This is a genomic window from Brucella anthropi ATCC 49188, assembly GCF_000017405.1.
Classification (GTDB): Bacteria; Pseudomonadota; Alphaproteobacteria; order Rhizobiales; family Rhizobiaceae; genus Brucella; species Brucella anthropi.
This window is the reverse complement of the sequence record NC_009667.1, coordinates 1,426,992-1,450,250: the sequence shown is the minus strand read 5'-3', so window position 1 is coordinate 1,450,250 and position 23,259 is coordinate 1,426,992. Positions and strand designations below refer to the sequence as shown.

Sequence of the window (23,259 nt, the reverse complement as noted above, 5' to 3'; positions counted from 1 at the left end):
ACGCTGCCCTTCCCTTATATGAATTGTCCTATCCGAGGTTTCGGTGCTGTGCCGCTCGCGCTGGTCGCGCACTGGCCATCCCAGACCACGATTTCAAAAGGCCACAACTTCAAGAGGCATAACCATGAGCCAGGCTGAAGCCCAAACCGAAGCTCCGTCTGAAACCAAGACGACCACTGAAGCTGGCCGCATTCCCGTGACCGTTCTGACCGGTTATCTGGGTTCGGGAAAGACCACTCTTCTCAACCGTATCCTGACCGAAAATCACGGCAAGCGTTACGCCGTGATCGTCAATGAATTCGGCGAGATCGGCATCGACAACGACCTGATCGTCGAGTCGGACGAAGAAATCTACGAAATGAACAATGGCTGCATCTGCTGCACCGTGCGTGGCGACCTGATCCGCGTGGTGGAAGGCCTGATGCGCCGTCCGGGTCGTTTCGACGCCATCGTTGTGGAAACGACCGGCCTTGCCGATCCGGTTCCGGTTGCGCAGACCTTCTTCATGGATGATGACGTGCGCGCCAAGACCGGCCTCGACGCCGTTGTCGCCCTTGTCGATGCCAAGCATCTGCCGCTGCGCCTGAAGGACAGCCGCGAAGCGGAAGACCAGATCGCCTTTGCCGATGTCGTGCTCATCAACAAGACTGATCTCGTGACGCCGCAGGAGCTGGCGGCCATCGAGGCGACCGTTCGCGCCATCAATCCGCATGCCATCATCCACCGCACCGAGCGCGCTTCCATCCCGCTCGACCGCGTGCTGGATCGCGGCGCCTTCGACCTGAAGCGCGTTCTGGACAACGATCCGCACTTTCTCGACCATGATCATCCCGATCACGTATGCGGACCGGATTGCGACCATGATCATGACCATCATGGTCACGACCATGGACATCATCATCATGCGCATGATCACGATCATCATGACCACCATCACGACCATGACCATGTGTGCGGTCCCGACTGCGATCATGACCATCACCACGATCACGCCTCACCGATCCATGATGTGACGGTGAAGTCGGTGTCGCTCAGGGCTGGTGAAATCGACCCGGCGAAATTCTTCCCGTGGATTCAGAATATCACCCAGACGCAAGGACCGAACATTCTGCGCCTCAAGGGCATCATCGCTTTCAAGGACGATCCGGACCGCTATGTGGTGCAGGGCGTGCACATGATCATCGAAGGTGACCACCAGCGTGCCTGGAAGGAAGACGAAAAGCGTGAAAGCCGCCTCGTCTTCATCGGACGTGAACTCGACCCCGCCGCCCTGAAGGCCGGCTTCGAAAACAGTCAGGCCCGATAAAGCGCTTCCGGTTCTGTTCGAACCGGGAAACCGCTTAACCGCCTATTTCTATGCATTTCCGGCAAAACCGCTTCTGCTGGAAATGCTCTCATCAATAAACAATACCGGAAGCCGATGCCTACAGTAGCTCCGCTCGACCTTGAAGGTCATTGTCTTTATGCGCGCTTTATCAGCGGCATTCCCTTCTTCGCAATGGCCGATGGCTCGATCCATCAGCTCAATAACGGCAGCAAGACCTCTGCAGTCCATGACGGCCTGTTGAGCGCGACCGTTTCCGTTGACGGAAAGTCGCTCATCACTGGCGGCGAAGACGGTCGCGTGTGCCGTACCGACGCCGATGGGACGGTAACTGAACTTGCGAAGATCCCGCGCAAATGGATGACCGCCGTGGCAGCAGGCCCCGGCGGAACTGTCGGTTTTGCATCGGGTCGCACCGCCTGGGTGCGCACGTCTGACGGCAAGGTGCAGGAATTTGCGCAGGAACGCAGCGTCGAAGGCATTGCCTTTGCGCCAAAGGGCCAGCGGCTGGCGATTGCCCGCTATAATGGTGCAACCCTGATCTGGACCGGAACAGCGGCGAAACCTGTCGAACTGGAATGGAAAGGCGCACATATCGGCGCAATCTTTTCACCCGATGGTCGCTTCCTCATCACCTCGATGCAAGAAAATGCCCTGCATGGCTGGCGTCTCGAAGATACGAAGCACATGCGCATGACCGGCTATCCGGCCAAGGTGAAAGACTGGTCGTGGAGCGCCAAGGCCAAGTGGCTGGCCACCTCCGGCGCCCCGGCAGCAATCGTCTGGCCTTTTGCGGGCAAGGACGGCCCGATGGGCAAGGCTCCTCTGGAACTCGGTCTTCGTGGCGATAGCATGGTGACATCCGTTGCCTGCCATCCGGTCGAGGACATTGCAGCCATCGGCTATAATGACGGCATGATCCTGGTTGCTCGTTTCGCCGACAGCAAGGAAGTTCTGCTGCGCCGCCCCGGCAAGGGCGCAATCACCAGCATGGGCTGGGATGAACAGGGCCAACGCCTCGTCTTCGGCTCCGAGGCCGGGGATTGCGGTGTGGTTTCGATAGCGGATTAGAGCGCATCCCGAAAAGTGTGAAACGGTTTTCGGAAAAGATGCGCGTAAAAACAAATGATTAGAGCGCCGATCTGATCCAATCAGATCGGCGCTCTAAACCCTGAACAGAAGCCGCAGGTCGCGGGGGAAACAGTCCAATGGACTGATTCCCCGTTTCATCTACACAAGCAGACTGCTTGCAGATCCTCAGACCTCACCGTTTCGTTTGGCGCGAGCCATACCGAAAAGACCCGAAATCACCAGCGCAACACCGACGCCCATCACCCCATAACCCAATGCATTCGACGTTATGTCGGTCTGATTGGCAGAGGCAATGGCTGCGGCAGCTTCCGACGCGCCAGAGCCGCCAGCCCTGGCATCCATCATCGCGACCATGCCGGGCTCGTTGCATTTCGGCAGCAACGACGATTTGGCATCGGCATTATCACCATAAATATTCTGGATGATTTGTTCGCAGCGCTGTTGATCCGCGCTGGAAACAGACGAACCACTGGCTTGGTAATAAAATCCGCCTGCCACAAGAGCCGCACCAATTACGGCCATCAGGACAGAAGAACCTTTAGCACTTCTTAGAATCATACGATTTCCTTATTTAAATCTAGAGTTGCTAATAGATCATACCAACACCGGACCAACAATCGTAATCGATCTTCAGCGGTTTTATCCTGTTCATGCAGGAGGAAGAGAATTTCAGTATGCTTTCACGTCGTTCTATTGTCCTCGGCGGAGTATCGGCAGTCTTTTCGACGTCCCTGCTCGTCGAAAAGACTTCTGCGGCGCTCCCTTCGGTGGAGGCTGAGCCGTGGGCGCAAAAGCTGATTGCGGCAGCGGAAAGCCAGGTGGGAACGACGGTTCACTATGACCCCGCTTATACGCAGCTGAAATATCCCGGCGGAGACGTTCCTCTCGATCGAGGCGTCTGCACCGATGTCATCATCCGCGCCTATCGGCAGGGGTTGAATGCGGACCTGCAGGCCTTGGTCCACAACGATATGCGGAAAGCTTTCACGCAATATCCGAGAAACTGGGGCCTGAAGCGCCCCGACCCGAATATCGACCACCGTCGCGTGCCGAACCTTGCCGTATTTTTCAACAGGAGCAAAGCGGCCTTACCGGTTACAAAAGTTGCTGAGGATTATCGTCCCGGCGATCTCGTCGCGCAGATGCTTCCGGGAAACCTGCCGCATATAGCCATCGTTACACAGCGCTATAATGCCGAGGGCACACGTCTGTTGGTTGTTCACAATATTGGTGCGGGAACCCGGATTGAAGACCGGCTGTTTGAGTTTCCCATTACCGGTCACTTTCGCTACCGCCCGAATGCATGATCGCGAAGCCCGATCAGGGAAACTGACCGGGCTTCAATCAAGTCGATATTATTGTCCGCGTCTTGCAACCGCAGGCGCACCATCTGGTCCGAGCGATGCCACCCATTGAGTGATGGCGGCGATATCCTTTTCACCCAGCATATGATCCGCATCGATGGTGCGGGCATCGACGCGAGCGCCACCGGAGCGCAGAAGTGCAGAAAGCGCTGGCGCAAACGGTGAATAGAGCTTGTCCTCTTCGCCTGTGATGGTCAGAACGCGCGCCTTGCTCAGATTGGCCACAGGGGCGTTATCCAGAACCGGCATCGAGCGCATCAGAATGGCGCGCTTCACCAGATCGGGGTGCAGCATCATGGTTGCAGCCAGAAGATTGGCGCCGTTAGAATAGCCCACGAAGGTTGCGTGGGTGAGGTCGAGATCCTTGTCATCGGCCAGACGCGTCAAAAAGGTCACGAACGCATTGGCTTCGAGCTTCACGTCCTTCTGGTCGAACTTGACCGGCGAGATGCGCTTGTACCAGCGTGTACCGCCATCTTGCATCACGCGACCGCGAATGCCGAGCAGTGTGGCGCGCGGCCAGATCTTGGAAGCCAGCGGCACAAGGCTGGTTTCATTACCGCCCGAACCGTGCAGCAGGATCACCAGTTCGTTCGAAGCATTTTCCGGCTTGTAGAAGCGATGAATGAACTGCTTGCTGCGCGAAAAATTCTGTTCCGGGGTCGTTTCCGTATCCATTTTCTTCTCGCGCATTGTCACGCCTTCACCCAGCTTGGGAGCGCCCTGCTCTTCTTTCATCGATGCAGCAATAGCGCTCAGAACCTTGCCCTGACCGTTCGTCGAAACGGGCTGTCCTTCGGCCAGAGCCGAGCCGGCCGCCACCGTGAATGCAGCTGCCGCCAAAGCGGCAATAAACATCTTCTTTACCATGATCTCAATATAGCCAATGAGACGTTAACGAAGGTTTGAAGGCAGCTCTTCCCGGGTGCGTCCCCACCCCTGCCGGCGATAATCACATGACCCGACACATCTTTCCGAAATCGCCCATGCTTTTGCGGGAAGTGCTTTCGGGATGCGCTAATGTAATGCCGTTAACAGCAGAGTTTTAGCGAGAATATGGCAGAATGCACGAAAAGTTACATTGTGTTACAATTCTGTTACGCCTTCACGCGATCTCAACAATGCGTGAACAACATCGTGTTCGCAAATTATCCATGCTTTTGACGCCTTTACGTGGGATCGTATCTGCAACAGCAGGCTAATCGTTTTGGAAGTGGGAGAGACCATGAGCAGCTTCAAACCCGGGCGTTTTTCATCCGCCCGTCTCACTTATGACGCGGTGACGCCCAAGAGCCTCTATCTGAACCGTCGCAACTTCATGGTTGGTGCGGGTGCGCTGGCCGCGGCTGGTGTTGCATCAACCGCCTTTGCCGAACCGCTCAAGGCGAAGGCTTCCGCCTATAAGGTCGATGAAAAGCTGACACCGCAGGATGCTGTCACGACCTACAATAATTTCTATGAATTCGGCACCGACAAGAGCGACCCTTCCGCCAATTCCGGCAGCTACAAGCCGCTACCCTGGAAGCTCACCGTCGATGGCCTCGTGAAACAGCCGAAGGAATTCGACATTCAGGAACTGATTGCCAGGATGCCGCTTGAAGAACGCATCTATCGGATGCGCTGCGTCGAGGCATGGTCGATGGTCATTCCGTGGATCGGGTTTCCGCTCGCAAGCCTTCTGTCGCAGGTGGAGCCGCTTGGTTCCGCCAAATACATCGCCTTTACCGGCGTGGTGCGACCGGAAGAAATGCCGGGCCAGACCGGCCTCTTTCAGGTTCTCGACTGGCCCTATATCGAAGGCCTGCGTCTCGACGAAGCCAATCATCCGCTGACGATCCTTTCGGTCGGCCTTTACGGCGAGACATTGCCCAATGCGAACGGCGCGCCGATCCGGCTCGTGGTGCCCTGGAAATACGGTTTCAAGGGGATCAAGGCGATCACGAAGATCAGCTTTGTCGAAAAGCAGCCGCCAACCTCATGGCAGCAGCAGGCCGCTAACGAATATGGCTTCTATGCCAATGTGAATCCGGAGGTCGATCATCCGCGCTGGAGCCAGGCGACCGAGCGGCGTATTGGCGAAGGCGGTTTTTTGGGTTCGGGCCGCCGCCCCACCTTGCCGTTTAACGGTTATGGCGAGGAAGTCGCCTCACTTTATGCGGGCATGGACCTGAAGGTGAATTACTGACATGGCAGCAGCGGCCCAGACAGGCAAAAAGAAGACAGTTCGTCCCGGTGAATGGAAGATCTGGCTGCTTTATGCGGTCGGTTTCGTTCCGGCAGTCTGGACGTTCTATCTGGGCGCAAGCGGCAACCTTGGTGCCGATCCGGTCAAGACTTTCGAACACACGCTTGGCCTGTGGGCTCTGCGCTTTCTCATTCTGACCCTCATGGTAACGCCGATCCGCGACCTGACCGGCATGGCTTTTCTGCGCTATCGCCGGGCGCTCGGCCTGCTCGCCTTCTATTATGCGCTGATGCACTTCGCCACCTATATGGTGCTGGATCAGGGCCTGAACATTTCCGCCATTGTCACCGATATCGTGCGGCGGCCTTTCATCACCATCGGCATGATCAGTCTGGTCCTGCTGGTGCCGCTGGCGCTGACCTCCAACAACTGGTCGATCCGCAAGCTCGGCCGCCGTTGGAACAGCCTGCACAAGCTGGTCTATGTCGCAATCGCTGGCGGCGCGATCCATTTCATCATGTCGGTGAAAAGCTGGCCTGCCGAACCGGTCATCTATGCCGGGATCGTCAGCGCACTGCTTCTATGGCGTCTGGTGCGTCCGCACGCCCGCAACCGCAAGCCTGTTTCCCGCCCGCGCGGCGAAGCAATGGCAGTAAAGAAATAAGCCCTGACACACCAATAACTTTCTACGGTTCTAATGTAGAAACTTAAATTTACTATTCTAACCGTTACCCCATGACATAGGGATGCAAATCATGTCAGTATCCCGCCGATTTCCGCACACAGAATAATTCCTGGCAGCGGCAACCGACGAATACGGAATGCATATGTCATCTCTCCTGAAATCGGCTCCCGTCCGCATCGCAGGCAAGTTCGTCTTCATTTTATTCGTCCTTATCTTTGCGATATGGGCCAGCTTTGCCATGTGGTTCCAGTTGCCCTTCGGCGATGCCATGCGCGGATCGATCATCGCCGTCTGGCTTCTGATCGCTCTGGGCGTGATTGCAGGCGAAAGACATTACAGCTGCTGGCGCAGGCGACTGGTCTTCTGCCTTCTGGCGCTGGTGATGCTCGGGGCATGGTCCACAGTCCGCCCCTCCCTCAACCGCATCTGGGCGCCCGACGTCGCACGCACGGTGACGGGAAAGATCAATGGCGACATCGTCACCCTTTCCAATGTCCGCGATTTCACCTGGCGAACGACAGAAGATTTTACGCCCAACTGGAAAGAGGAAACCTACGACCTCAGCAAGATTGCGACGGTGGACGTTTATCTGTCCTATTGGTCGGGCCCGGCAATCGCCCATACGCTTCTGTCATTCGGCTTCGAGGATGGCCGTCATGTGGTCTTTTCCGGCGAAATCCGCCGCGAACACCATGAAGTCTATTCGCCCATCGCCGGTTTCTTCCGCAAATACGAGCTGGCGATGATTGCCGCCGAAGAGCAGGACATCATTTATCTGCGCACCAATGTCCGCAAGGAAAACGTCTATCGCTACCGCGTGAAGCTGCCGCCGGTGGGCGCGCGCGAACTTTTCCTGTCCTATGTCGAGCTTGGCAATGAGCTGGCAGAGCAGCCGAAATTCTATAATACGCTGACCGCGAACTGCACCACGATCATCTTCCACATGGCGCGGGTGCTGGATCCGACCTTCCCGTTCGACTACCGCATCCTCCTGTCAGGCTACCTGCCCGGTTATCTGTACGATCACGGCTGGATCGAGAATGGCGGCACGCTGGAGGAAGCACGCAAACGCGCGTCAATCGACGCAAGAGCGCTCGCGGGTGGACGCGACGGCTTTTCGCAACGTATCCGCGAATAAAAAACCCGCCGAAACCGAAGCTTCGACGGGGTTCGCATCGATATGAAGAAATTACACCGCAGCGGTGATGATGACTTCAACCTTGTAGTCTGGCGTTGCCAGCGCTGCTTCGCCGGTGGCGCGGGCAGGCGTGTGAGCCGGATCGACCCATGCATCCCAGACAGCGTTCATTTCGCCAAAATCCTTCATGTCGGCGAGCCAGATGATGGCCTGAAGGATCTTGGTCTTGTCGGAGCCCGCTTCCTTGAGAAGGCGGTCCACCTCGGCCAGAACGGCCTTGGTCTGTTCGGTAACGCTGGCGCCCGGATTTCCCACCTGACCGGCGAGATAAACGGTGTTGCCGTGAATGACGGCCTGGCTCATGCGCGGGCCGACTCCAATGCGACGGATGCTCATGGTGAACTCCTCTCAATAATGCTCTTCTGCGGGACCAGTCCCGCATGTGAAAATGTTGCGCATCCTTATTAAAGCCCTAGTCTGCTTTGGCAATGCCAATGCCGGTCCGAATGATGCAATTTCAGTAAAAAGAACATTTCCAGCAAAAGTGCGAAGCGGTTTTGCGTGAGGATAATGCGACGAAACAAATACTTGGAGCAGTTCCAGCGACACCGCTCCAACTGGAACCGCTCCGAAGAGGAGGACAGCCATGTCGGAACCACTCGCCGAGATTTATCGCGACTATATTGCATGCCTGAACCGGCAGGACTGGGACGACCTCGGGCTTTATGTGCACGAGGAGGCCATTCATAATGGCAGACCTTTGGGACTTGGCGGCTATCGCACGATGCTGGAACAGGATTTCGAGGCGATTCCCGACCTGCGCTTCAACATAGAATTGCTTGTCAGCGAGCCGCCCTATATTGCCAGCCGGCTTCAGTTTGACTGTACGCCGAAGGGGCTACTGTTCGGCCTCCCGGTCAACGGCAAACGGGTCCGGTTCGCAGAGAATGTTTTCTATGAGTTCGAGAATACGCTCATAAGGAAAGTCTGGTCAGTCATCGATAAGGCTGCGATTGAAGCACAGCTGTGATCATATCAAGCATGTCTTTTTCCCATCATAGCGGGATCAGAAATCAGTCCAGTGGACTGATTTCCCCGTGAAGGCGGCTCCCATTTTTGGGAGACAAGCTTTAGCGCCCGTCACCATTGACTCTTTGCCCCCCTCCCCCTATAAGCCGCGTCACGTTCGCCCGCGCGGTTTTACGGATGGTTTTGTGCTGTCCGTCGCAAGGGACAAGAACCAGCTCCTGTTCAATAGAGCGTGATCCCGAAAAGTGGAAAACAGTTTTCGGACAAGATCGTGTTCAACGGAAAAACAGAATCAAGAAGGGCCGCACACCGCGGTATTAAATAAATGAAGCGCACTTACCAGCCATCCAAGATCGTCCGCAAGCGTCGTCACGGTTTCCGTGCACGCATGGCAACCACCGGCGGCCGCAAGGTTCTCACCGCTCGCCGTTCGCGCGGCCGTAAGCGGCTTTCCGCTTAATCTTTTCCCGCGCTGCAGCGCGGTGAATAAAGAAATGAACAAGCCGAAACAAATACTCCGCCTTCGCAAGAGAGCGGAGTTTTTGGCTTTGAGGAATGGTGAAAAGCGACGTGGTCCACTGTTTCTTCTCGAAGTCCGCGAGCGGACCGAAGAAGAATCGCAAACCGCCAAAATCGGCGAAAAACCCCGTGCAGGTTTCACCGTAACGAAGAAAAACGGCAACGCCGTGATACGAAACCGCATCCGCCGCAGGCTGAGAGAAGCGGTTCGTTGTCACGCAGGGCGTGACATGGCGCCTTCGACCGACTATGTGATCGTAGCGCGCGAGCAAGCCCTCACTGCGCCCTTTTCGCGACTGACCGAAGAACTCTCCCGCCGCATCAAGGCGAAGGGTGAACGGCGGGGCGATGGGAAACGCCGAACGGAAAGACCGGAATCAGGACCCGTCAATGGAAAATAATCGTAATTTCTTCATCACCATTGCCCTGTCCATCCTCGTGCTAACGCTGTGGCAAGTGTTTTATCTGGGTCCGAAAACGGAAGCCCAGCGGGAGCAGGCACGCATTGAGGAGCAGCAGCAGCAGAAACAACAGGCGACGCAACAACAGGCGCAAAGTGGCGACACGCCGCAGATGCCCGCCACGTCCGGAAATATTCCCGGCCATAGCGATGTTGCAGCCGCTGGCGGCACGCTGACCCGCGAGGCAGCCGTTGCCCAGACGCAGCGCGTCGAAATCGATACGCCTTCGCTGCGCGGTTCGATCAACCTGACCGGCGCGCGCCTCGATGATCTCTTCCTGAAGAGATATCACGAGACCGTCGATGATAATTCGCCTCAGATCGAACTGCTTGCGCCCTCGGCGCTGAAGCAGGGCTATTTCGTCGAACTCGGCTTCACCGGCAACGACACGACCGGCCCGGTTCCGGGTCCGAACACGGTCTGGACCGTGGAAGGCAACAACAAGCTGACGCCATCCACGCCGGTCACGCTGACCTATACCAACGAGAAGAACATCACCTTCAAGCGCGTCATTTCGGTCGACGACGCCTATATGTTCGCCGTTGAAGACACGATCACCAACAATACCGGCGCGCCGATCTCGCTGGCCTCCTATGGCCGCGTGACCCGCTTCAACCAGCCGGAACATGCCAGCGCCACCTATGTGCTTCATGAAGGCCTGATCGGCGTCATGGGTCAGGACGGCCTGCAGGAAATCAAGTATTCCAAGGTCGAGGACGACAAGGACATCTCGTTCAAGGACGTGAGCGGTGGCTGGCTCGGCATCACCGACAAGTACTGGGCGGCAACGCTCGTTCCACCGCAGGACGAAAAGTTCACCGGTCGCTTCTCGCATTTCACCAATGATCGCCCGCGCTACCAGACCGACTTCCTCGGCGCGCCGATGACCATTGCACCCGGCCAGGCACAGACGCTGAAGAACCACGTCTTCGCCGGTGCTAAAGTCGTTTCCAACATCAAGGCCTATGAAGAAAAGCTCGGTATCAAGCAGTTCGAACTGCTGATCGACTGGGGCTGGTTCTACTTCATCACCAAGCCGATGTTCTACCTCATCGACTGGATCTACAAGTTCTCGGGCAATTTCGGCGTCGCCATTCTGGTCGTCACTGTTCTCCTTAAGGGCCTGTTCTTCCCGCTTGCCAACAAGTCGTACAAGTCGATGGCACGCATGAAGCTGGTGCAGCCGAAGCTGACTGAAATCCGCGAGAAATATGCGGATGACAAGATGAAGCAGCAGCAGGAAATGATGCGGCTCTACAAGGAAGAGAAGATCAATCCTCTCGCCGGTTGCTGGCCGGTGCTGGTGCAGATTCCGGTGTTCTTCGCACTCTACAAGGTGCTCTATGTCACCATCGAAATGCGCCATGCGCCGTTCTTCGGCTGGATTCAGGATCTTGCAGCGCCCGATCCGACCTCGCTCTTCAACCTGTTCGGCCTCTTGCCTTTCGGCGTGCCGCACTTCCTGATGATCGGCGTCTGGCCGCTCCTGATGGGCATCACCATGTTCCTGCAGATGCGCATGAACCCGACGCCTCCGGATCCAACGCAGGCCGCCATCTTCACCTGGATGCCAGTGATCTTCACCTTCATGCTGGCTTCGTTCCCGGCTGGTCTCGTGATCTACTGGGCATGGAACAACCTGCTCTCCATCACCCAGCAGGGCATCATCATGAAGCGCCAGGGCGTGAAGATCGAGCTCTTCGACAATCTCAAGGGTCTCTTCAAGCGAAAGCCGAAAGAGGCGAAGAAATAGACTTGAAAGAACCCCGCTTCGGCGGGGTTTTTTGTGCCTTCATGTTGACAATACGGCTCATAACATTGATGCGTGTACACAAGAGAACATACCGACCGGGACAGAACCATTGAACCAGCAGGATAAGAAGCAAGCGGCGATCAGGGCCGCTCAGGCAGCGGCGGATGCGGTCCGGGAAGTCCAGGCGGCACTCGTCGAGGAAGGACGCCTGCTTTTCAAGAAATCGTGGATCTTCATCCGTGGCGTGCCATCGATGAAATTCTTGCCGCCGGAAGGTCCGGTCGAAATCGCTTTCGCAGGCCGCTCCAATGTCGGCAAGTCGTCGCTCATCAATGCGCTCGTCAACAAGAAGGGCCTTGCGCGCACGTCCAACACACCGGGCCGCACGCAGGAACTGAACTATTTCGTGCCGGACGGCTATTCCGGCGAAAACGGCGATCTGCCGCCGCTGGCACTGGTCGACATGCCGGGCTACGGTTTCGCCGAAGCACCGAAAGCACAGGTCGATGCCTGGACGCGCCTTGTGTTCGATTATCTGCGCGGACGCACCACACTGAAACGTGTCTATGTGCTGATCGATGCCCGCCATGGCATCAAGAAGAACGATGCGGAAGTGCTCGATCTTCTTGACAAGGCGGCTGTCTCCTACCAGATCGTGCTGACCAAGATCGACAAGATCAAGCCCGCTGGCGTACCGCGCCTTCTGGAAGAAACGCACAAGCTTACCTACAAGCGTGCAGCCTGCTTTCCCGGCATCATCGCGACCTCGTCGGAAAAGGGCGAAGGCCTCGACGAGCTGCGTGCAGCAATCGCATTGCTTATCAAGGAAGCCTGATACTACCTATTCTCACGCATGTCCTAATCCCAAAACCGATTCCCACTTTTGGGGACATGCTCTAGCTCGGGCAGCTTTCAGGCTGCCCGTCCAGCCCTTCATTGAGGCGCTCGAAACGGGCAGTCGTGTGCCCGTCGCCGCGCTGGATATGCAGCACATAGATGCTGTCGAAATCATTGCCGCGCCATTTCGGCACCGCAGCTTTATCTCCGCCATTGTCCTTGAGCAGATTTCTGGCCAGCTTGTAGAGCTGCTTGTGTTCCCAGCCGACCAGTATCGTCGCATTGCTGTATTGCAGCTGCTCGAGTGCGACCTGCAGCTTCCCGATCTCGTCATAGCCGAAGCGCGTATCGACCGGCATCTGAAAACGGATGGCGGTCGGCTCCACCGTCGCCAGCGGTCGGTTATAGGCATAGGAAATGCCGCTATCCTTCTTTTCCTTGGCAGGATCGGGCGCGAAAATGGCATCGGGCTTGCCGAAATCTTTTGCAATGACGGCAGGCAGTTTCAAGGAACGATTGAGCCCACGACAGCTGAGCTGTCCCATGCCACCTTTGGGCTTTTCTCCATGCCGGATGAGGATGATCGTTTCAGTCGTTGCTGCAGGCGCAGCACAGGATGCTGATGTGCCAAGCAGGCAGGTAAGAACAGTGAGGAATATTTTGCGCATGATGCGGTCTCTGAAAATCATTCCGGGTAAAAAACCTGCATAGAGCGCAGACCGGCTTTTTGTTGGGCACATTTCGGGCTGCAAATTCAAATAATCGCGACCGGGTAAGTGAAAAATAAGCATCTGCGGATTCCAATTGCGATAAATCCGGTCTAGAAAAGCCTGCCTCTTTTTGCCCTGTCGCCAGCCATGGAGCCCGCGATGACGACACTTGAAAATCCCGAAATGCAAGCGCAACTCCTATCCGCGGCCCTGCCTTATATGCAGCGCTACGAGAACAAGCATGTCGTTGTGAAATATGGCGGCCACGCCATGGGCAATCCGGAACTAGGCAAGGCCTTCGCGCGCGATATCGCGCTTCTGAAGCAATCGGGCATCAATCCGATTGTCGTGCATGGCGGCGGCCCGCAGATTCAGGCCATGCTGACCAAGCTCGGCATCGAATCCCGCTTCGAAGGCGGCTTGCGCGTCACCGACGAAAAGACCGTCGAAGTGGTGGAAATGGTTCTGGCCGGTTCCATCAACAAGGAAATCGTCGCCCTCATCAATGCCGAAGGCGAATGGGCAATCGGTCTTTGCGGCAAGGACGGCAACATGGTCTTTGCGCAGAAGGCGCACAAGACCGTCATCGATCCCGATTCCAATATCGAGAAGGTGCTGGACCTCGGCTTCGTCGGTGAGCCGGCGGAAGTCGACCGCACCCTGCTCGATCTTCTAGCGCGCTCCGAAATGATCCCGGTCATTGCACCGGTCGCACCGGGTCGCGACGGCCATACCTACAATATCAACGCCGACACGTTTGCAGGCGCGATTGCCGGTGCGCTCGCCGCAACGCGCCTCCTGTTCCTGACCGATGTTCCGGGCGTGCTGGACAAGGACAAGAACCTCATCAAGGAACTGTCCGTTGCCGATGCGCAGGCGCTCATCAAGGACGGCACCATTTCCGGCGGCATGATCCCCAAGGTGGAAACCTGCATCGAAGCGATCCGCCGGGGCGTCGAAGGCGTTGTCATTCTGAATGGCAAGACCCCGCATTCCGTGCTGCTGGAGCTTTTCACCGAACATGGTGCCGGCACCTTGATCGTGCCATAGAGCGCATCCCGAAAAGTGTGAAACGGTTTTCGGATAAGATGCGCGCTTATCGTGCCTTAAGGATCGACCATGACCGATATTCCGGACAGAGCTGCTTTCGCCCACGTCACTGACTGGGTGTTCGACCTCGACAACACCCTCTACCCGCACGCCGCCAATCTGTTCTCGCAGATCGACGTGAAGATGACGAGCTATGTCGAGACTTTGCTGAAACTGCCGCGTGACGAAGCGCGCAAGATTCAGAAGCAGTTCTATCTGGAATATGGCACCACGCTGAAAGGTCTGATGGAGTGCCATCAGATCGATCCGGACGACTTTCTGAGACAAGTCCATGACATCGACTATTCCTGGCTGACACCTGATCCGGCTCTCGGGCAGGCGATCAAGGCACTGCCGGGTCGTCGCTTCATCTTCACCAATGGTGATCGCGGCCATGCCGAACGCGCTGCCAGCCAGCTCGGAATCCTCGATGATTTCGACGATATTTTCGACATCGTCGCAGCTGGCCTGACACCGAAGCCTGAACGGGTCACCTATGACCGCTTCCTCGGCGCTTTTGGCATCGATGCAGGTAAGGCCGTGATGTTCGAGGATCTGGCGCGCAATCTGGTCGTTCCCAAAGCCCTCGGCATGAAAACGGTGCTGGTCGTGCCGAACAATTTTGAGCCTACATTTTCCGAGATATGGGAAAGCGATCCCGAGTTCACCGATCAGGTGGACTATGTGACCGATAATCTGACCCAGTTTCTGGAAGAAATCATTGCACGAAGATAGGCAATTCACCGGCCTTGAAAAACGCATCGACAAGGCCGCCCACCGCCTTCTCGACAATCTGCCCCGTCACCGGATCAGCGATGCGCTGATCGAGTTTCTGGTCTTCGGACTGAAACAGGCATGGGCCTGCCTTTTCGGGGGCGCCATGCTGGCGCTCATCATCCTCACCCGCTGGTTCTGGCCGGATGGCGGCGCGGGGTTTATCACGCGCTACGATTTCCTGTTCCTGTCCGCCCTTGCTATCCAGCTTGCCATGCTGGTCTTCAAGCTGGAGGCGTGGGAGGAAGCCAAGGTCATCCTCATCTTCCATGTGGTCGGCACAGCGATGGAAGTGTTCAAGACCCATGCCGGTTCATGGGTCTATCCGGAGGAGAATTTCTTCCGCATTGGCGGCGTTCCTCTGTTTTCCGGCTTCATGTATGCGGCTGTCGGCTCCTACATGGCACGCATCAATCGCATCTTCGATATAAGGCTGAACCACTATCCACCGCTCTGGATGACCATTGTTCTGGCCGCCGCAATCTATATCAATTTCTTCGCGCACCACTTCATCTGGGATATGCGCTGGCTGCTGTTTGCTGCGACCTTCGTCCTTTTCTGGCGCACGACGATGCATTACCGCGTCTTCCGCTTCCGGCACAAAATGCCGTTGCTGGTCGCCTTTCTGCTGACCTCGCTCTTCATCTGGATTGCCGAGAACATCGGCACATGGTCGAAGGCCTGGCTTTATCCGAACCAGCGCAATGGCTGGGAACTCGTTTCAATGAGCAAGCTCGGCTCGTGGTATCTCCTGATGATTATCTCGGTCGTGCTGGTGACACTCGTTCACCGCCCTCGTGCCTATGACGAAAACGAAAACGCCCGGTCTTAAGAAAACCGGGCGCGATTCCATCAGTCCCTCAGGACACAATCAGAGCTTGTAAAAATCCTTGATCTGCTCCCAGGCTTCGTCGGCGGTTTCGACAAAGTTGAGCAGTTCGATATCGGCAGGCGAAATCGTGCCCTGCTCGGCCAGAAACTCGATATTGATCGCCTTCGTCCAGAATTCCTTGCCAAACAGGATCAGCGGCACGCGCTCCATACGGTTGGTCTGGATCAGGGTCATCGCCTCGAAAAGCTCGTCCATCGTTCCAAAGCCGCCGGGGAACACGCAGATCGCCTTGGCCCGCATCAGGAAATGCATCTTGCGGATCGCGAAATAATGGAAGTTGAAGCAAAGGTCAGGCGTAACATAGGCGTTGGGCGCCTGTTCATGCGGCAGCACAATGTTGAGACCGATCGTCGGCGCACCGACATCGGCGGCTCCGCGATTGCCTGCTTCCATGACGCCGGGACCGCCGCCCGTCACCACGATGAATTCGCGATAATAGGTCGTTGCCGAATATTCGGAACAAAGCCGCGCGAATTTGCGCGCTTCTTCGTAATAATGCGCATTGGCTTCAAGGTTCTTCTTCTGAACCTCGTTCTTGGCTGCCCATGCCTCGCCGCCGGGCTCCGGAATGCGCGCACCACCAAACATGACGACAGTGGACTTGATACCCCGGTCGGCCAGAATCATTTCAGGTTTCAGAAGCTCAAGCTGCAGCCGGATCGGCCGCAGTTCGCGCCGCGTCAGGAAATCATCGTCCGTGAAAGCAAGGCGATAGGCAGGGGCTTCGGTCTGTGGCGTCTGCGGTACGGTGCGCGCCTGCTTGACCGCTTCCTCAGAATTCGGGAATGGCGTCCAGCCAGACTTCTCCATCGGGTTCATGCTCTCACCTGCTCCTTCATTATCGCCATTCAACGCGTAATACCAGGGCGCTGAGATGCTGACGCATCGCGCCCTGAAAATGCTCAATTGCCGCACGGGCTTATCCAAAACTCGATGAGTCAAGCTCATCGGGTTTTGGTATAACAGCATCCATTCTGGCGCTAAATGCTTAATCTGTCTCAAACGTGGCACTGCAATCGGATCACGAACGACATTGACCCTCATGGCGCCTTCGCTTAATCAATTTCCCAGCAAACAGGCCGGACTTGTCCACGCCTGCCTTCCGCCGCCCCTTCATGGAGATCGCACCCTATGACCAAGCCAGACCTCGCCTCCCTTGAGAAGACAATCGACAAGGCTTTTGACGAGCGCGACGGTATCAACACGGCAACGCGCGGCGAAGTGCGCGAAGCCGTCGAACAATCGCTCGTTCTGCTCGACCGCGGTGAAGCCCGTGTCGCAGAAAAACAGGCGGACGGCAACTGGCAAGTCAACCAATGGCTGAAGAAAGCAGTTCTGCTCTCCTTCCGTCTCAACCCGATGGAAGTCATCAAGGGCGGCCCCGGCCAGTCCTCCTGGTGGGACAAGGTGCCGTCGAAATTCGACGGCTGGACAGCCAATGAATTCGAAAAGGCAGGCTTCCGCGCCGTACCGAACTGCATCGTGCGCCACTCGGCCTATATCGCGCCAAACGCGATCCTGATGCCATCCTTCGTCAATCTCGGCGCCTATGTCGATGAGGGCACCATGGTCGACACCTGGGCCACCGTCGGCTCCTGTGCACAGATCGGCAAGAACGTTCACCTTTCCGGCGGCGTCGGCATCGGCGGTGTTCTGGAGCCGATGCAGGCCGGTCCAACCATCATCGAAGACAATTGTTTCATCGGTGCCCGCTCGGAAGTCGTTGAAGGCTGCATCGTGCGTGAAGGTTCGGTCCTCGGCATGGGCGTCTTCATCGGCAAATCAACCAAGATCGTGGATCGCGCAACCGGCGAAGTCTTCTATGGCGAAGTGCCGCCCTATTCGGTCGTCGTTGCAGGCACCATGCCGGGCAAGAACGTTCCCGGCGAAAACTGGGGTCCGAGCCTCTATTGCGCCGTGATCGTCAAGCGCGTCGATGAAAAGACCCGCTCCAAGACCTCGATCAACGAATTGCTGCGTGACTAGTGGATTGAATTTGACGTTTGATACCCGTCCGATATAAATCTCGTTTCAAACGTCAAATTCGAAAAATCCACTAGATTCATAAGGTTACTAGTGGTCTTTTTGATTTCGACATTTGCTCGGCGCTCATATCCCGAGGATGCAAATGTCGGAATCAGACCACTAGAGCATGTCTCCCGAAAGTGGGAACCGGTTTCGGGATAAAGACATTCTTAAAACAAATGGATAGCGCGTTTCGACAATGACTGAGAGCGTGCTTAAAAACAAAAGGCGACGCTGCTGGCGTCGCCTTTTTGCATTTAATGGTCGCCCCTTCGGATGGCGCAATGCCTCTGATCCGGGCAGTCCGGGGAGACACTGACGCCATCCTCCGGGGAGATTTCTTGGCAGCCCTTCGGCTGCCCCGCGTGTCACATGCGTGAGGGGGAGGAACGCAACGGACGATGCAGGGCGACCGACAGGCTCAGCCGTCAGAACGAATTAGTTCTGGTAGCTGGACGGGGAAGCGTCGCCGAAGCGATGAGCCGAGCCGTCCTGATTAACTGGCGCAGACTGACGAATGGCAGCCGGAGCCGTATAGTCGATGTTGCTGCGGGTCGAAGCGACCGGCGTTTCGCCAGGAAGAACGAAAGCCTTGTCCTGAGCAGCCATTGCAGGCGGCTGGCCAACGAACGGGTTTTCGGCATAGGCAGCACCGGCGCTAAGAGCGACAGCAAGAGCGGCGAGAGCAAACTTCTTCATTTCTTTATTCCTTTTCTCCATGGCGTCCCCGGCATCGGTGCTTAACCGGCTGAACCTTGAGACTGCATCTCAGGCATAGAGGGGACATTTGGTTAGCTGGGCCTTCGTGGCCCGCCCTACGGTGCCAGGCACATCTGGGAGGAAATGCCCCGACACCTTCGGGAATACATGCAATGTGGGTATTTCATTCATGCCCGGTCCGTCTGGACCGGAGAGGCCAAAAGTCCGAGCGGACTTTTAGTTCTGGTAAGAGGAAGGCGATGCGTCACCGAAGCGGTGAGCCGAACCATCCTGATAAACCGTTGCCTTGTTGATCGAGGCAGGAGCCGTGTAGTCGAGCTTCTGGCTCTGCGTTGCAACCGGCGTACGGTCATTTGCATAGAGATCGGCAGGTTCGCCGACATGTGGGTTTTCTGCAAAAGCGGCACCAGCGGTAAGAGCAAGAGCAGCGGCAGCAAGAACAATCTTCTTCATTTTCCTATCTCCTTGGAAAGTGGAGCGGCGTTTGTTCGTCGTTCCGATGCAGCTGAAATGGGTGACAGTGGGCAAAAGTTCCAGTCACGAAAATGTTTTCTTTATCACACATTTGTGCGGCCATTTTCTTGGAGGACGATAATTGAAATTATAAAATAATAACAAAATCAAATATTTAATTGATATACCAGCAATCACACGACTGTTACAAAGTGTCTTTTGTTCAAAAAGAGCGAACAGTCTGTCCCAATATATTGTCCAATGAGAGTGAACAATGATGCGATTTTTCGCGAAATCGGTCCTTTGCAAACGACGCAAGCTTCGTCGAAATGACACCCTGATTTGCGGCTGGCATCGTTCAGCCAGTCAAATCAGCCCATACTCAAAAGAAAAGCCGCATCGAAATGCGGCTTGATGACATTCAATTGGACCAGCTCTTGATTGAACGCTGTAACCCCGATCAGTTGTTTGCAACAGCGACCGAACGCCCGGCAATGGAAACCCACTGACCGGAATTGGCAGGCGACTGCATCTTGATATAGCGGTACGAAGTTTTCTCGACCGGCAACACCTCGTCGCGCAGATTGTCGAGGATATAGTCGCCATGATCTGTGCGGGCGGTCAGGACGACATGCGGCTCGCTGCCCTGTACCATAGTAATGAGAAGCTGTGACGGGCTGATACCCCGCGCCATCAGCTGGGCCCGCTTCATCAGGACATAGTCTTCGCAATCGCCCTTGCCGTTGACCGGAATGGTCCAGTAATCGCGCTTGCCATAATTATCCTGATCGGAGACCGGTTTGATGCGGCGATTGACGGAGCTGCTGACCGATTGCAGCAGCTTCGCGCGCTGCGGGGTCATCTTCATCGGCGGCAATACGCGATGCGCACCGCAATCGCGCTTGTTACGATCGCAGTACTCCTTGTGTCCGTAAGGAATGCTTGTAAGCCCGCCTGCTTCACTCCATTGCGCGGCCTTGGCCGGTATTGTCGTCGCCCCGAAGAGCACCATCATGCCTGCTATCGCAGAAGTGACAAAACGCATGCGCAGTTTCCCATTTAAAAAGAGTCCCCGTTGAGCGGCCCTTTGCGGGTCTCGTTATCAACTTATTTTTAACTAACGATGACAGGACCCCTCCGGTCAAGGAAATTTCGTTCCCAAATTGAAACCGGTTGAGAAAAACAAGTGAAAGGCGAAACGATGCCGCCTGCGCGCAACCATCGGATTGCTGTTTCATCCGCCGGCTTCCGGCCTGTTTTTTCAACGCGCATCCTGTTCCGAAAACGCTTTGCACTTTTCGGGATGCAGTTGGTTTCTCACGCGCATCTTATTCCGAAAACCGCTTCGCACTTTTCGGGATGCGCGATAATCTCGCCGTCAGACGATTCCCTTTTCAAAAAAGTCCCGATCTCATGAGCTTAGCCGTCAATCCCGCCGATAACCTTGCCGCCCTCATCCGTTGTGCATCCGTAACGCCTGCCGAGGGCGGTGCGCTGACGGCGCTGGAAGCGATGTTGAAGCCGATGGGGTTTTCGGTGGAACGACCTGTCTTCCACGATGAAGACACGCCCGACATCGAAAACCTTTATGCACGCAAGTCGGGCAATGGCCCGCATCTGATGTTTGCGGGACATACCGATGTCGTGCCTCCCGGCAATGAGGGCGACTGGAAACACCCGCCCTTTTCTGCCGCTATTGAAGACGGCGTGATGTACGGTCGCGGTGCGGTTGACATGAAGGGCGGTGTTGCCTGTTTCGTGGCCGCAGTTGCCCGTCACATCGAAAAGCACGGCAGCATCAAGGGCAGCGTTTCGTTCCTCATCACCGGCGACGAGGAAGGCCCGGCCATCAATGGCACGGTCAAGCTTCTCGACTGGGCGAAGCAGCGCGGCGAAAGCTGGGATGCATCCATCGTCGGAGAGCCAAGCAACCCGAATGCGCTCGGCGATGCGATCAAGATCGGACGACGCGGCTCACTGTCCGGCACGATCACCGTCCATGGCGTGCAGGGCCATGCCGCCTATCCGCATCTGGCCGAAAACCCGGTACGCGGCATTACCACGCTGGTCGACAGCCTGCTTTATCCGGCTTTCGACCAAGGGACAGCCAATTTTCAGGCCAGCAATCTGGAAGTAACCAGCATCGACGTCGGCAACAAGGCCACCAATGTCATTGCGAACAAGGCAACGGCCTCGTTCAACATCCGCTTCAACGACACCTGGACGGCAGAGACCTTGCAGGCCGAAATCATCGCGCGCCTCGAAAAAGCCGCCCGCGACAATCGCTTGCGGCCGGGTCGCGAAACACCGATCAAATACGAACTCACCTGGCGCGAGCATCCGAGCCATGTGTTCCTGACCCGTGACGAAAAGCTGATCGGCACACTGACAGATTCCGTCGAGGCCGTAACGGGCAAACGCCCGGAACTGTCGACATCAGGCGGCACGTCCGATGCCCGTTTCATCAAGGATTACTGTCCGGTGGTCGAGTTCGGCCTTGTCGGACAGACCATGCATATGGTTGACGAGCGCGTAGCCCTTGCCGACCTCGAAGGCCTGACACAGATTTATGAACGCTTCATCGCCGATTTCTTTGGGTAACGCATAGTCCCGGAAAGTCGCATGACTGTTCCGCCGGGATTACGCGAAAAATTGGGAATCTCATGCCAAGCCTGGACGATATTTTCAGATATTTCTGGGGCGTCTGGAAAATGATGCTCGGGCGCAAGGAAGGACTGGGCTATCTCGACATTTCCGCCGAGGGCTTCTGGTCGTCCTTCTTTGCGATAGCGATTGCACTGCCGCCGCTCTTCGCAAGCTGGGTCGCTTATGCCGCGGATCTGACGGCAGGTCGCGAGGAGGCAGGCTTGCGCTTTGCCATTGTCACGCGCGCAGCCTTCGTGGACATAGCGGCCTGGATTATTCCGCTCGTCATCATCGGCCTTATCGCCAAGCGGATCGGCATTGCCAAGCGTTATGCGGCCTTCGTGATTGCCACCAACTGGGGCAGCGCACTGCTTTCGTGGGTCTTCGCGCCCATTACACTGCTACAGCTCTTCTTTCCCGGACGATTCGACATCGCGACCCTGTTCGCCTTCATCATGTTCGGCGCATCCATTGTGCTGAGCTACCGGCTGACTTTTGTCGCGCTGCAGCGCCCACATGCCTATGCGGCACCGTTCTTCGCCTGCATCGTCTTTGGCTCACTGTTCCTGACCGTCCTGCTGCAGCAACTGCTCGGGATCGGCTTTGATCCGCACGCCTATTAAAGCGAAAGCCATTATATCGGCACGGGATGATTGAGGGCGCTGGCGATCTCGGCCATGACGGCACGGAGAGCCGGAACCGTCTTCATATCGGAATGAACGACCATCCACACCTCGCGTGTGAGGGGGGCATGATCCGGCAGCGCTGGCACCAGCTGCTCCTGCGTCTCAGCCATGAAATCAGGCAACATGGCTATGCCCGCATTCTCGCTTACAAGAGCGAGCTGCATCTCCAGCGTATTGGCGCGCAGGGCGATTGGCCGGGCACCAGCCAAAGCAAGCAAATGGGCCTGCTGCGGAGCGTCTTCCAGACTTTCATCATAAGCAATGAACTGCCATTCTTCAGGAGGAGTTCGCGCCAGATAATCCCGGCTCGCATAAGGGCGGAAAGCTTCCTCGCCCAGCCTGCGAATGGTGAGATCGCCGGTTGTCGGGCGCGTCAGGCGAATAGCTATATCCGCCTCCCGACGGTTCAGTGAACTGAAGCGTGCTTCTCCCATCACACGCATATGGATACCCGGATATTGTTCTGACACGGCAGCGAGCGGCTTCGCCAGTCTTGCAACCGCATAGGACGGCGGCGCGGTGAGCGTGATGGTAGCGCTTATGCCCGTATCCCGAACTGCGCCGAAACGGCTGATGGCTTGTGCCTCGTCCTGCATCTTGCGGGCAATCGCCGCAATCCGCTCGCCGTCTTCCGTCAGCAGAAAACGTCGCCCCCGACGATCAACCAGTTTCAAACCGGTTTCGGATTCCAGAGCTGCCACACGTCGCGCAATCGTCGCATGTTCTACATTGAGCAATCGGGCGGCACCGGACAGAGTCCCCGTATCGGCCAAAGCCACAAAGTAACGCACGCTTTCCCAATTCACCATTGTGAAATTTTTCCCATACGCTGCGATAAAATCGGCAATTTTTTCCCGTTTCTCTATCCACGATACTG

26 protein-coding genes are annotated in these 23,259 nt (G+C 56.4%); 17 read left to right on the top strand and 9 right to left on the bottom strand.

From position 1 onward, the window contains the following. Positions 1–124: 124 nt before the first annotated feature. Both OANT_RS07090 and OANT_RS07085 read left to right on the top strand, forming a co-directional pair. Positions 125–1,306, top strand: coding sequence for a CobW family GTP-binding protein (locus OANT_RS07090; protein ID WP_010659441.1), 1,182 nt, complete (start codon positions 125–127; stop codon positions 1,304–1,306). Between the two features lie 114 nt (positions 1,307–1,420). Further along, positions 1,421–2,395: a WD40 repeat domain-containing protein gene (locus tag OANT_RS07085; protein WP_012091453.1), complete on the top strand. Its 975-nt coding sequence runs from the start codon at positions 1,421–1,423 to the stop codon at positions 2,393–2,395. Positions 2,396–2,581: 186 nt separating this feature from the next. Here the strand turns inward: OANT_RS07085 and OANT_RS07080 are convergent, their stop codons facing one another. Further along, positions 2,582–2,974 carry a hypothetical protein gene (locus tag OANT_RS07080; RefSeq protein ID WP_012091452.1) on the bottom strand — a complete coding sequence of 131 codons (393 nt, stop codon included), beginning with the start codon at positions 2,972–2,974 and terminating at the stop codon, positions 2,582–2,584. Positions 2,975–3,090: 116 nt separating this feature from the next. Between OANT_RS07080 and OANT_RS07075 the strand changes: the two genes are divergently transcribed. Then, positions 3,091–3,723: a DUF1287 domain-containing protein gene (locus OANT_RS07075; RefSeq protein ID WP_049768395.1), complete on the top strand. Its 633-nt coding sequence runs from the start codon at positions 3,091–3,093 to the stop codon at positions 3,721–3,723. Between the two features lie 48 nt (positions 3,724–3,771). Here OANT_RS07075 and OANT_RS07070 read toward each other — a convergent pair whose 3' ends face one another. Then, positions 3,772–4,650 (bottom strand): alpha/beta hydrolase, encoded by an 879-nt coding sequence (locus OANT_RS07070; RefSeq protein WP_010659437.1) that lies wholly within the window; start codon positions 4,648–4,650, stop codon positions 3,772–3,774. 355 nt (positions 4,651–5,005) lie between these two features. On the opposite strand from OANT_RS07070, the gene msrP reads away from it, so the two are divergent. The 3 genes from msrP to OANT_RS07055 all read left to right on the top strand — a co-directional run bounded on the left by msrP (position 5,006) and on the right by OANT_RS07055 (position 7,788). After that, a complete protein-coding gene (msrP, locus tag OANT_RS07065; RefSeq protein WP_012091450.1) occupies positions 5,006–5,965 on the top strand; it encodes a protein-methionine-sulfoxide reductase catalytic subunit MsrP in 960 nt (319 codons plus the stop codon). A 1-nt stretch (position 5,966) separates the two neighbouring features. Continuing rightward, a complete protein-coding gene (msrQ, locus tag OANT_RS07060; protein ID WP_010659435.1) occupies positions 5,967–6,629 on the top strand; it encodes a protein-methionine-sulfoxide reductase heme-binding subunit MsrQ in 663 nt (220 codons plus the stop codon). Between the two features lie 163 nt (positions 6,630–6,792). Next, on the top strand, positions 6,793–7,788 hold the full coding sequence (locus tag OANT_RS07055; RefSeq protein WP_010659434.1) for an Lnb N-terminal periplasmic domain-containing protein: 996 nt from the start codon (positions 6,793–6,795) through the stop codon (positions 7,786–7,788). 51 nt (positions 7,789–7,839) lie between these two features. Here the strand turns inward: OANT_RS07055 and OANT_RS07050 are convergent, their stop codons facing one another. Further along, positions 7,840–8,184: a RidA family protein gene (locus OANT_RS07050; protein ID WP_012091448.1), complete on the bottom strand. Its 345-nt coding sequence runs from the start codon at positions 8,182–8,184 to the stop codon at positions 7,840–7,842. A 250-nt stretch (positions 8,185–8,434) separates the two neighbouring features. Here OANT_RS07050 and OANT_RS07045 point away from each other — a divergent pair, with 250 nt between their 5' ends. From OANT_RS07045 to yihA, 5 genes are all read left to right on the top strand, one after another. Beyond that, on the top strand, positions 8,435–8,818 hold the full coding sequence (locus OANT_RS07045) for an ester cyclase (protein ID WP_012091447.1): 384 nt from the start codon (positions 8,435–8,437) through the stop codon (positions 8,816–8,818). A 324-nt stretch (positions 8,819–9,142) separates the two neighbouring features. Next, a complete protein-coding gene (gene rpmH / locus OANT_RS07040; protein ID WP_010659431.1) occupies positions 9,143–9,277 on the top strand; it encodes a 50S ribosomal protein L34 in 135 nt (44 codons plus the stop codon). 34 nt (positions 9,278–9,311) lie between these two features. Continuing rightward, positions 9,312–9,737, top strand: coding sequence for a ribonuclease P protein component (gene rnpA / locus OANT_RS07035; protein ID WP_010659430.1), 426 nt, complete (start codon positions 9,312–9,314; stop codon positions 9,735–9,737). Next, positions 9,727–11,550, top strand: a complete 1,824-nt coding sequence (gene yidC, locus OANT_RS07030) for a membrane protein insertase YidC (protein ID WP_010659429.1) — start codon at positions 9,727–9,729, stop codon at positions 11,548–11,550. The genes rnpA and yidC overlap by 11 nt, the downstream gene beginning before the upstream one ends. 208 nt (positions 11,551–11,758) lie before the next feature. After that, a complete protein-coding gene (gene yihA, locus OANT_RS07025; protein ID WP_036563705.1) occupies positions 11,759–12,385 on the top strand; it encodes a ribosome biogenesis GTP-binding protein YihA/YsxC in 627 nt (208 codons plus the stop codon). A 61-nt stretch (positions 12,386–12,446) separates the two neighbouring features. Here yihA and OANT_RS07020 read toward each other — a convergent pair whose 3' ends face one another. Then, complete coding sequence (locus OANT_RS07020) at positions 12,447–13,055, bottom strand: hypothetical protein (RefSeq protein WP_231771239.1); 609 nt, start codon at positions 13,053–13,055, stop codon at positions 12,447–12,449. A gap of 201 nt (positions 13,056–13,256) precedes the next feature. On the opposite strand from OANT_RS07020, the gene argB reads away from it, so the two are divergent. From argB to OANT_RS07005, 3 genes are all read left to right on the top strand, one after another. After that, on the top strand, positions 13,257–14,147 hold the full coding sequence (argB, locus tag OANT_RS07015) for an acetylglutamate kinase (RefSeq protein WP_010659426.1): 891 nt from the start codon (positions 13,257–13,259) through the stop codon (positions 14,145–14,147). A gap of 69 nt (positions 14,148–14,216) precedes the next feature. Next, a complete protein-coding gene (locus OANT_RS07010) occupies positions 14,217–14,921 on the top strand; it encodes a pyrimidine 5'-nucleotidase (RefSeq protein WP_012091445.1) in 705 nt (234 codons plus the stop codon). Then, entirely contained in the window at positions 14,908–15,792 is an 885-nt protein-coding gene (locus OANT_RS07005; RefSeq protein ID WP_012091444.1) for a DUF817 domain-containing protein, read from the top strand. Before OANT_RS07010 ends, OANT_RS07005 begins: the two co-directional genes overlap by 14 nt. A gap of 39 nt (positions 15,793–15,831) precedes the next feature. Here the strand turns inward: OANT_RS07005 and OANT_RS07000 are convergent, their stop codons facing one another. Continuing rightward, positions 15,832–16,671, bottom strand: a complete 840-nt coding sequence (locus tag OANT_RS07000) for an LOG family protein (protein ID WP_012091443.1) — start codon at positions 16,669–16,671, stop codon at positions 15,832–15,834. 312 nt (positions 16,672–16,983) lie between these two features. On the opposite strand from OANT_RS07000, the gene dapD reads away from it, so the two are divergent. Continuing rightward, positions 16,984–17,838, top strand: a complete 855-nt coding sequence (dapD, locus tag OANT_RS06995; RefSeq protein WP_010659422.1) for a 2,3,4,5-tetrahydropyridine-2,6-dicarboxylate N-succinyltransferase — start codon at positions 16,984–16,986, stop codon at positions 17,836–17,838. A 477-nt stretch (positions 17,839–18,315) separates the two neighbouring features. On the opposite strand, the gene OANT_RS06990 is transcribed toward dapD, so the two are convergent. The 3 genes from OANT_RS06990 to OANT_RS06980 form a co-directional block, all read right to left on the bottom strand. After that, positions 18,316–18,576, bottom strand: a complete 261-nt coding sequence (locus OANT_RS06990) for a hypothetical protein (RefSeq protein WP_010659421.1) — start codon at positions 18,574–18,576, stop codon at positions 18,316–18,318. A 237-nt stretch (positions 18,577–18,813) separates the two neighbouring features. Continuing rightward, positions 18,814–19,050: a hypothetical protein gene (locus OANT_RS06985; RefSeq protein WP_010659420.1), complete on the bottom strand. Its 237-nt coding sequence runs from the start codon at positions 19,048–19,050 to the stop codon at positions 18,814–18,816. Between the two features lie 460 nt (positions 19,051–19,510). Continuing rightward, positions 19,511–20,062 (bottom strand): transglutaminase-like cysteine peptidase, encoded by a 552-nt coding sequence (locus OANT_RS06980; protein WP_010659419.1) that lies wholly within the window; start codon positions 20,060–20,062, stop codon positions 19,511–19,513. A 401-nt stretch (positions 20,063–20,463) separates the two neighbouring features. Here OANT_RS06980 and dapE point away from each other — a divergent pair, with 401 nt between their 5' ends. Then, positions 20,464–21,651, top strand: a complete 1,188-nt coding sequence (dapE, locus tag OANT_RS06970; protein WP_012091440.1) for a succinyl-diaminopimelate desuccinylase — start codon at positions 20,464–20,466, stop codon at positions 21,649–21,651. Between the two features lie 62 nt (positions 21,652–21,713). Next, positions 21,714–22,319, top strand: a complete 606-nt coding sequence (locus OANT_RS06965; protein ID WP_010659416.1) for a hypothetical protein — start codon at positions 21,714–21,716, stop codon at positions 22,317–22,319. Positions 22,320–22,330: 11 nt separating this feature from the next. Here OANT_RS06965 and OANT_RS06960 read toward each other — a convergent pair whose 3' ends face one another. Next, a complete protein-coding gene (locus OANT_RS06960) occupies positions 22,331–23,191 on the bottom strand; it encodes a LysR family transcriptional regulator (protein WP_012091439.1) in 861 nt (286 codons plus the stop codon). Between the last annotated feature and the right edge of the window lie 68 nt (positions 23,192–23,259).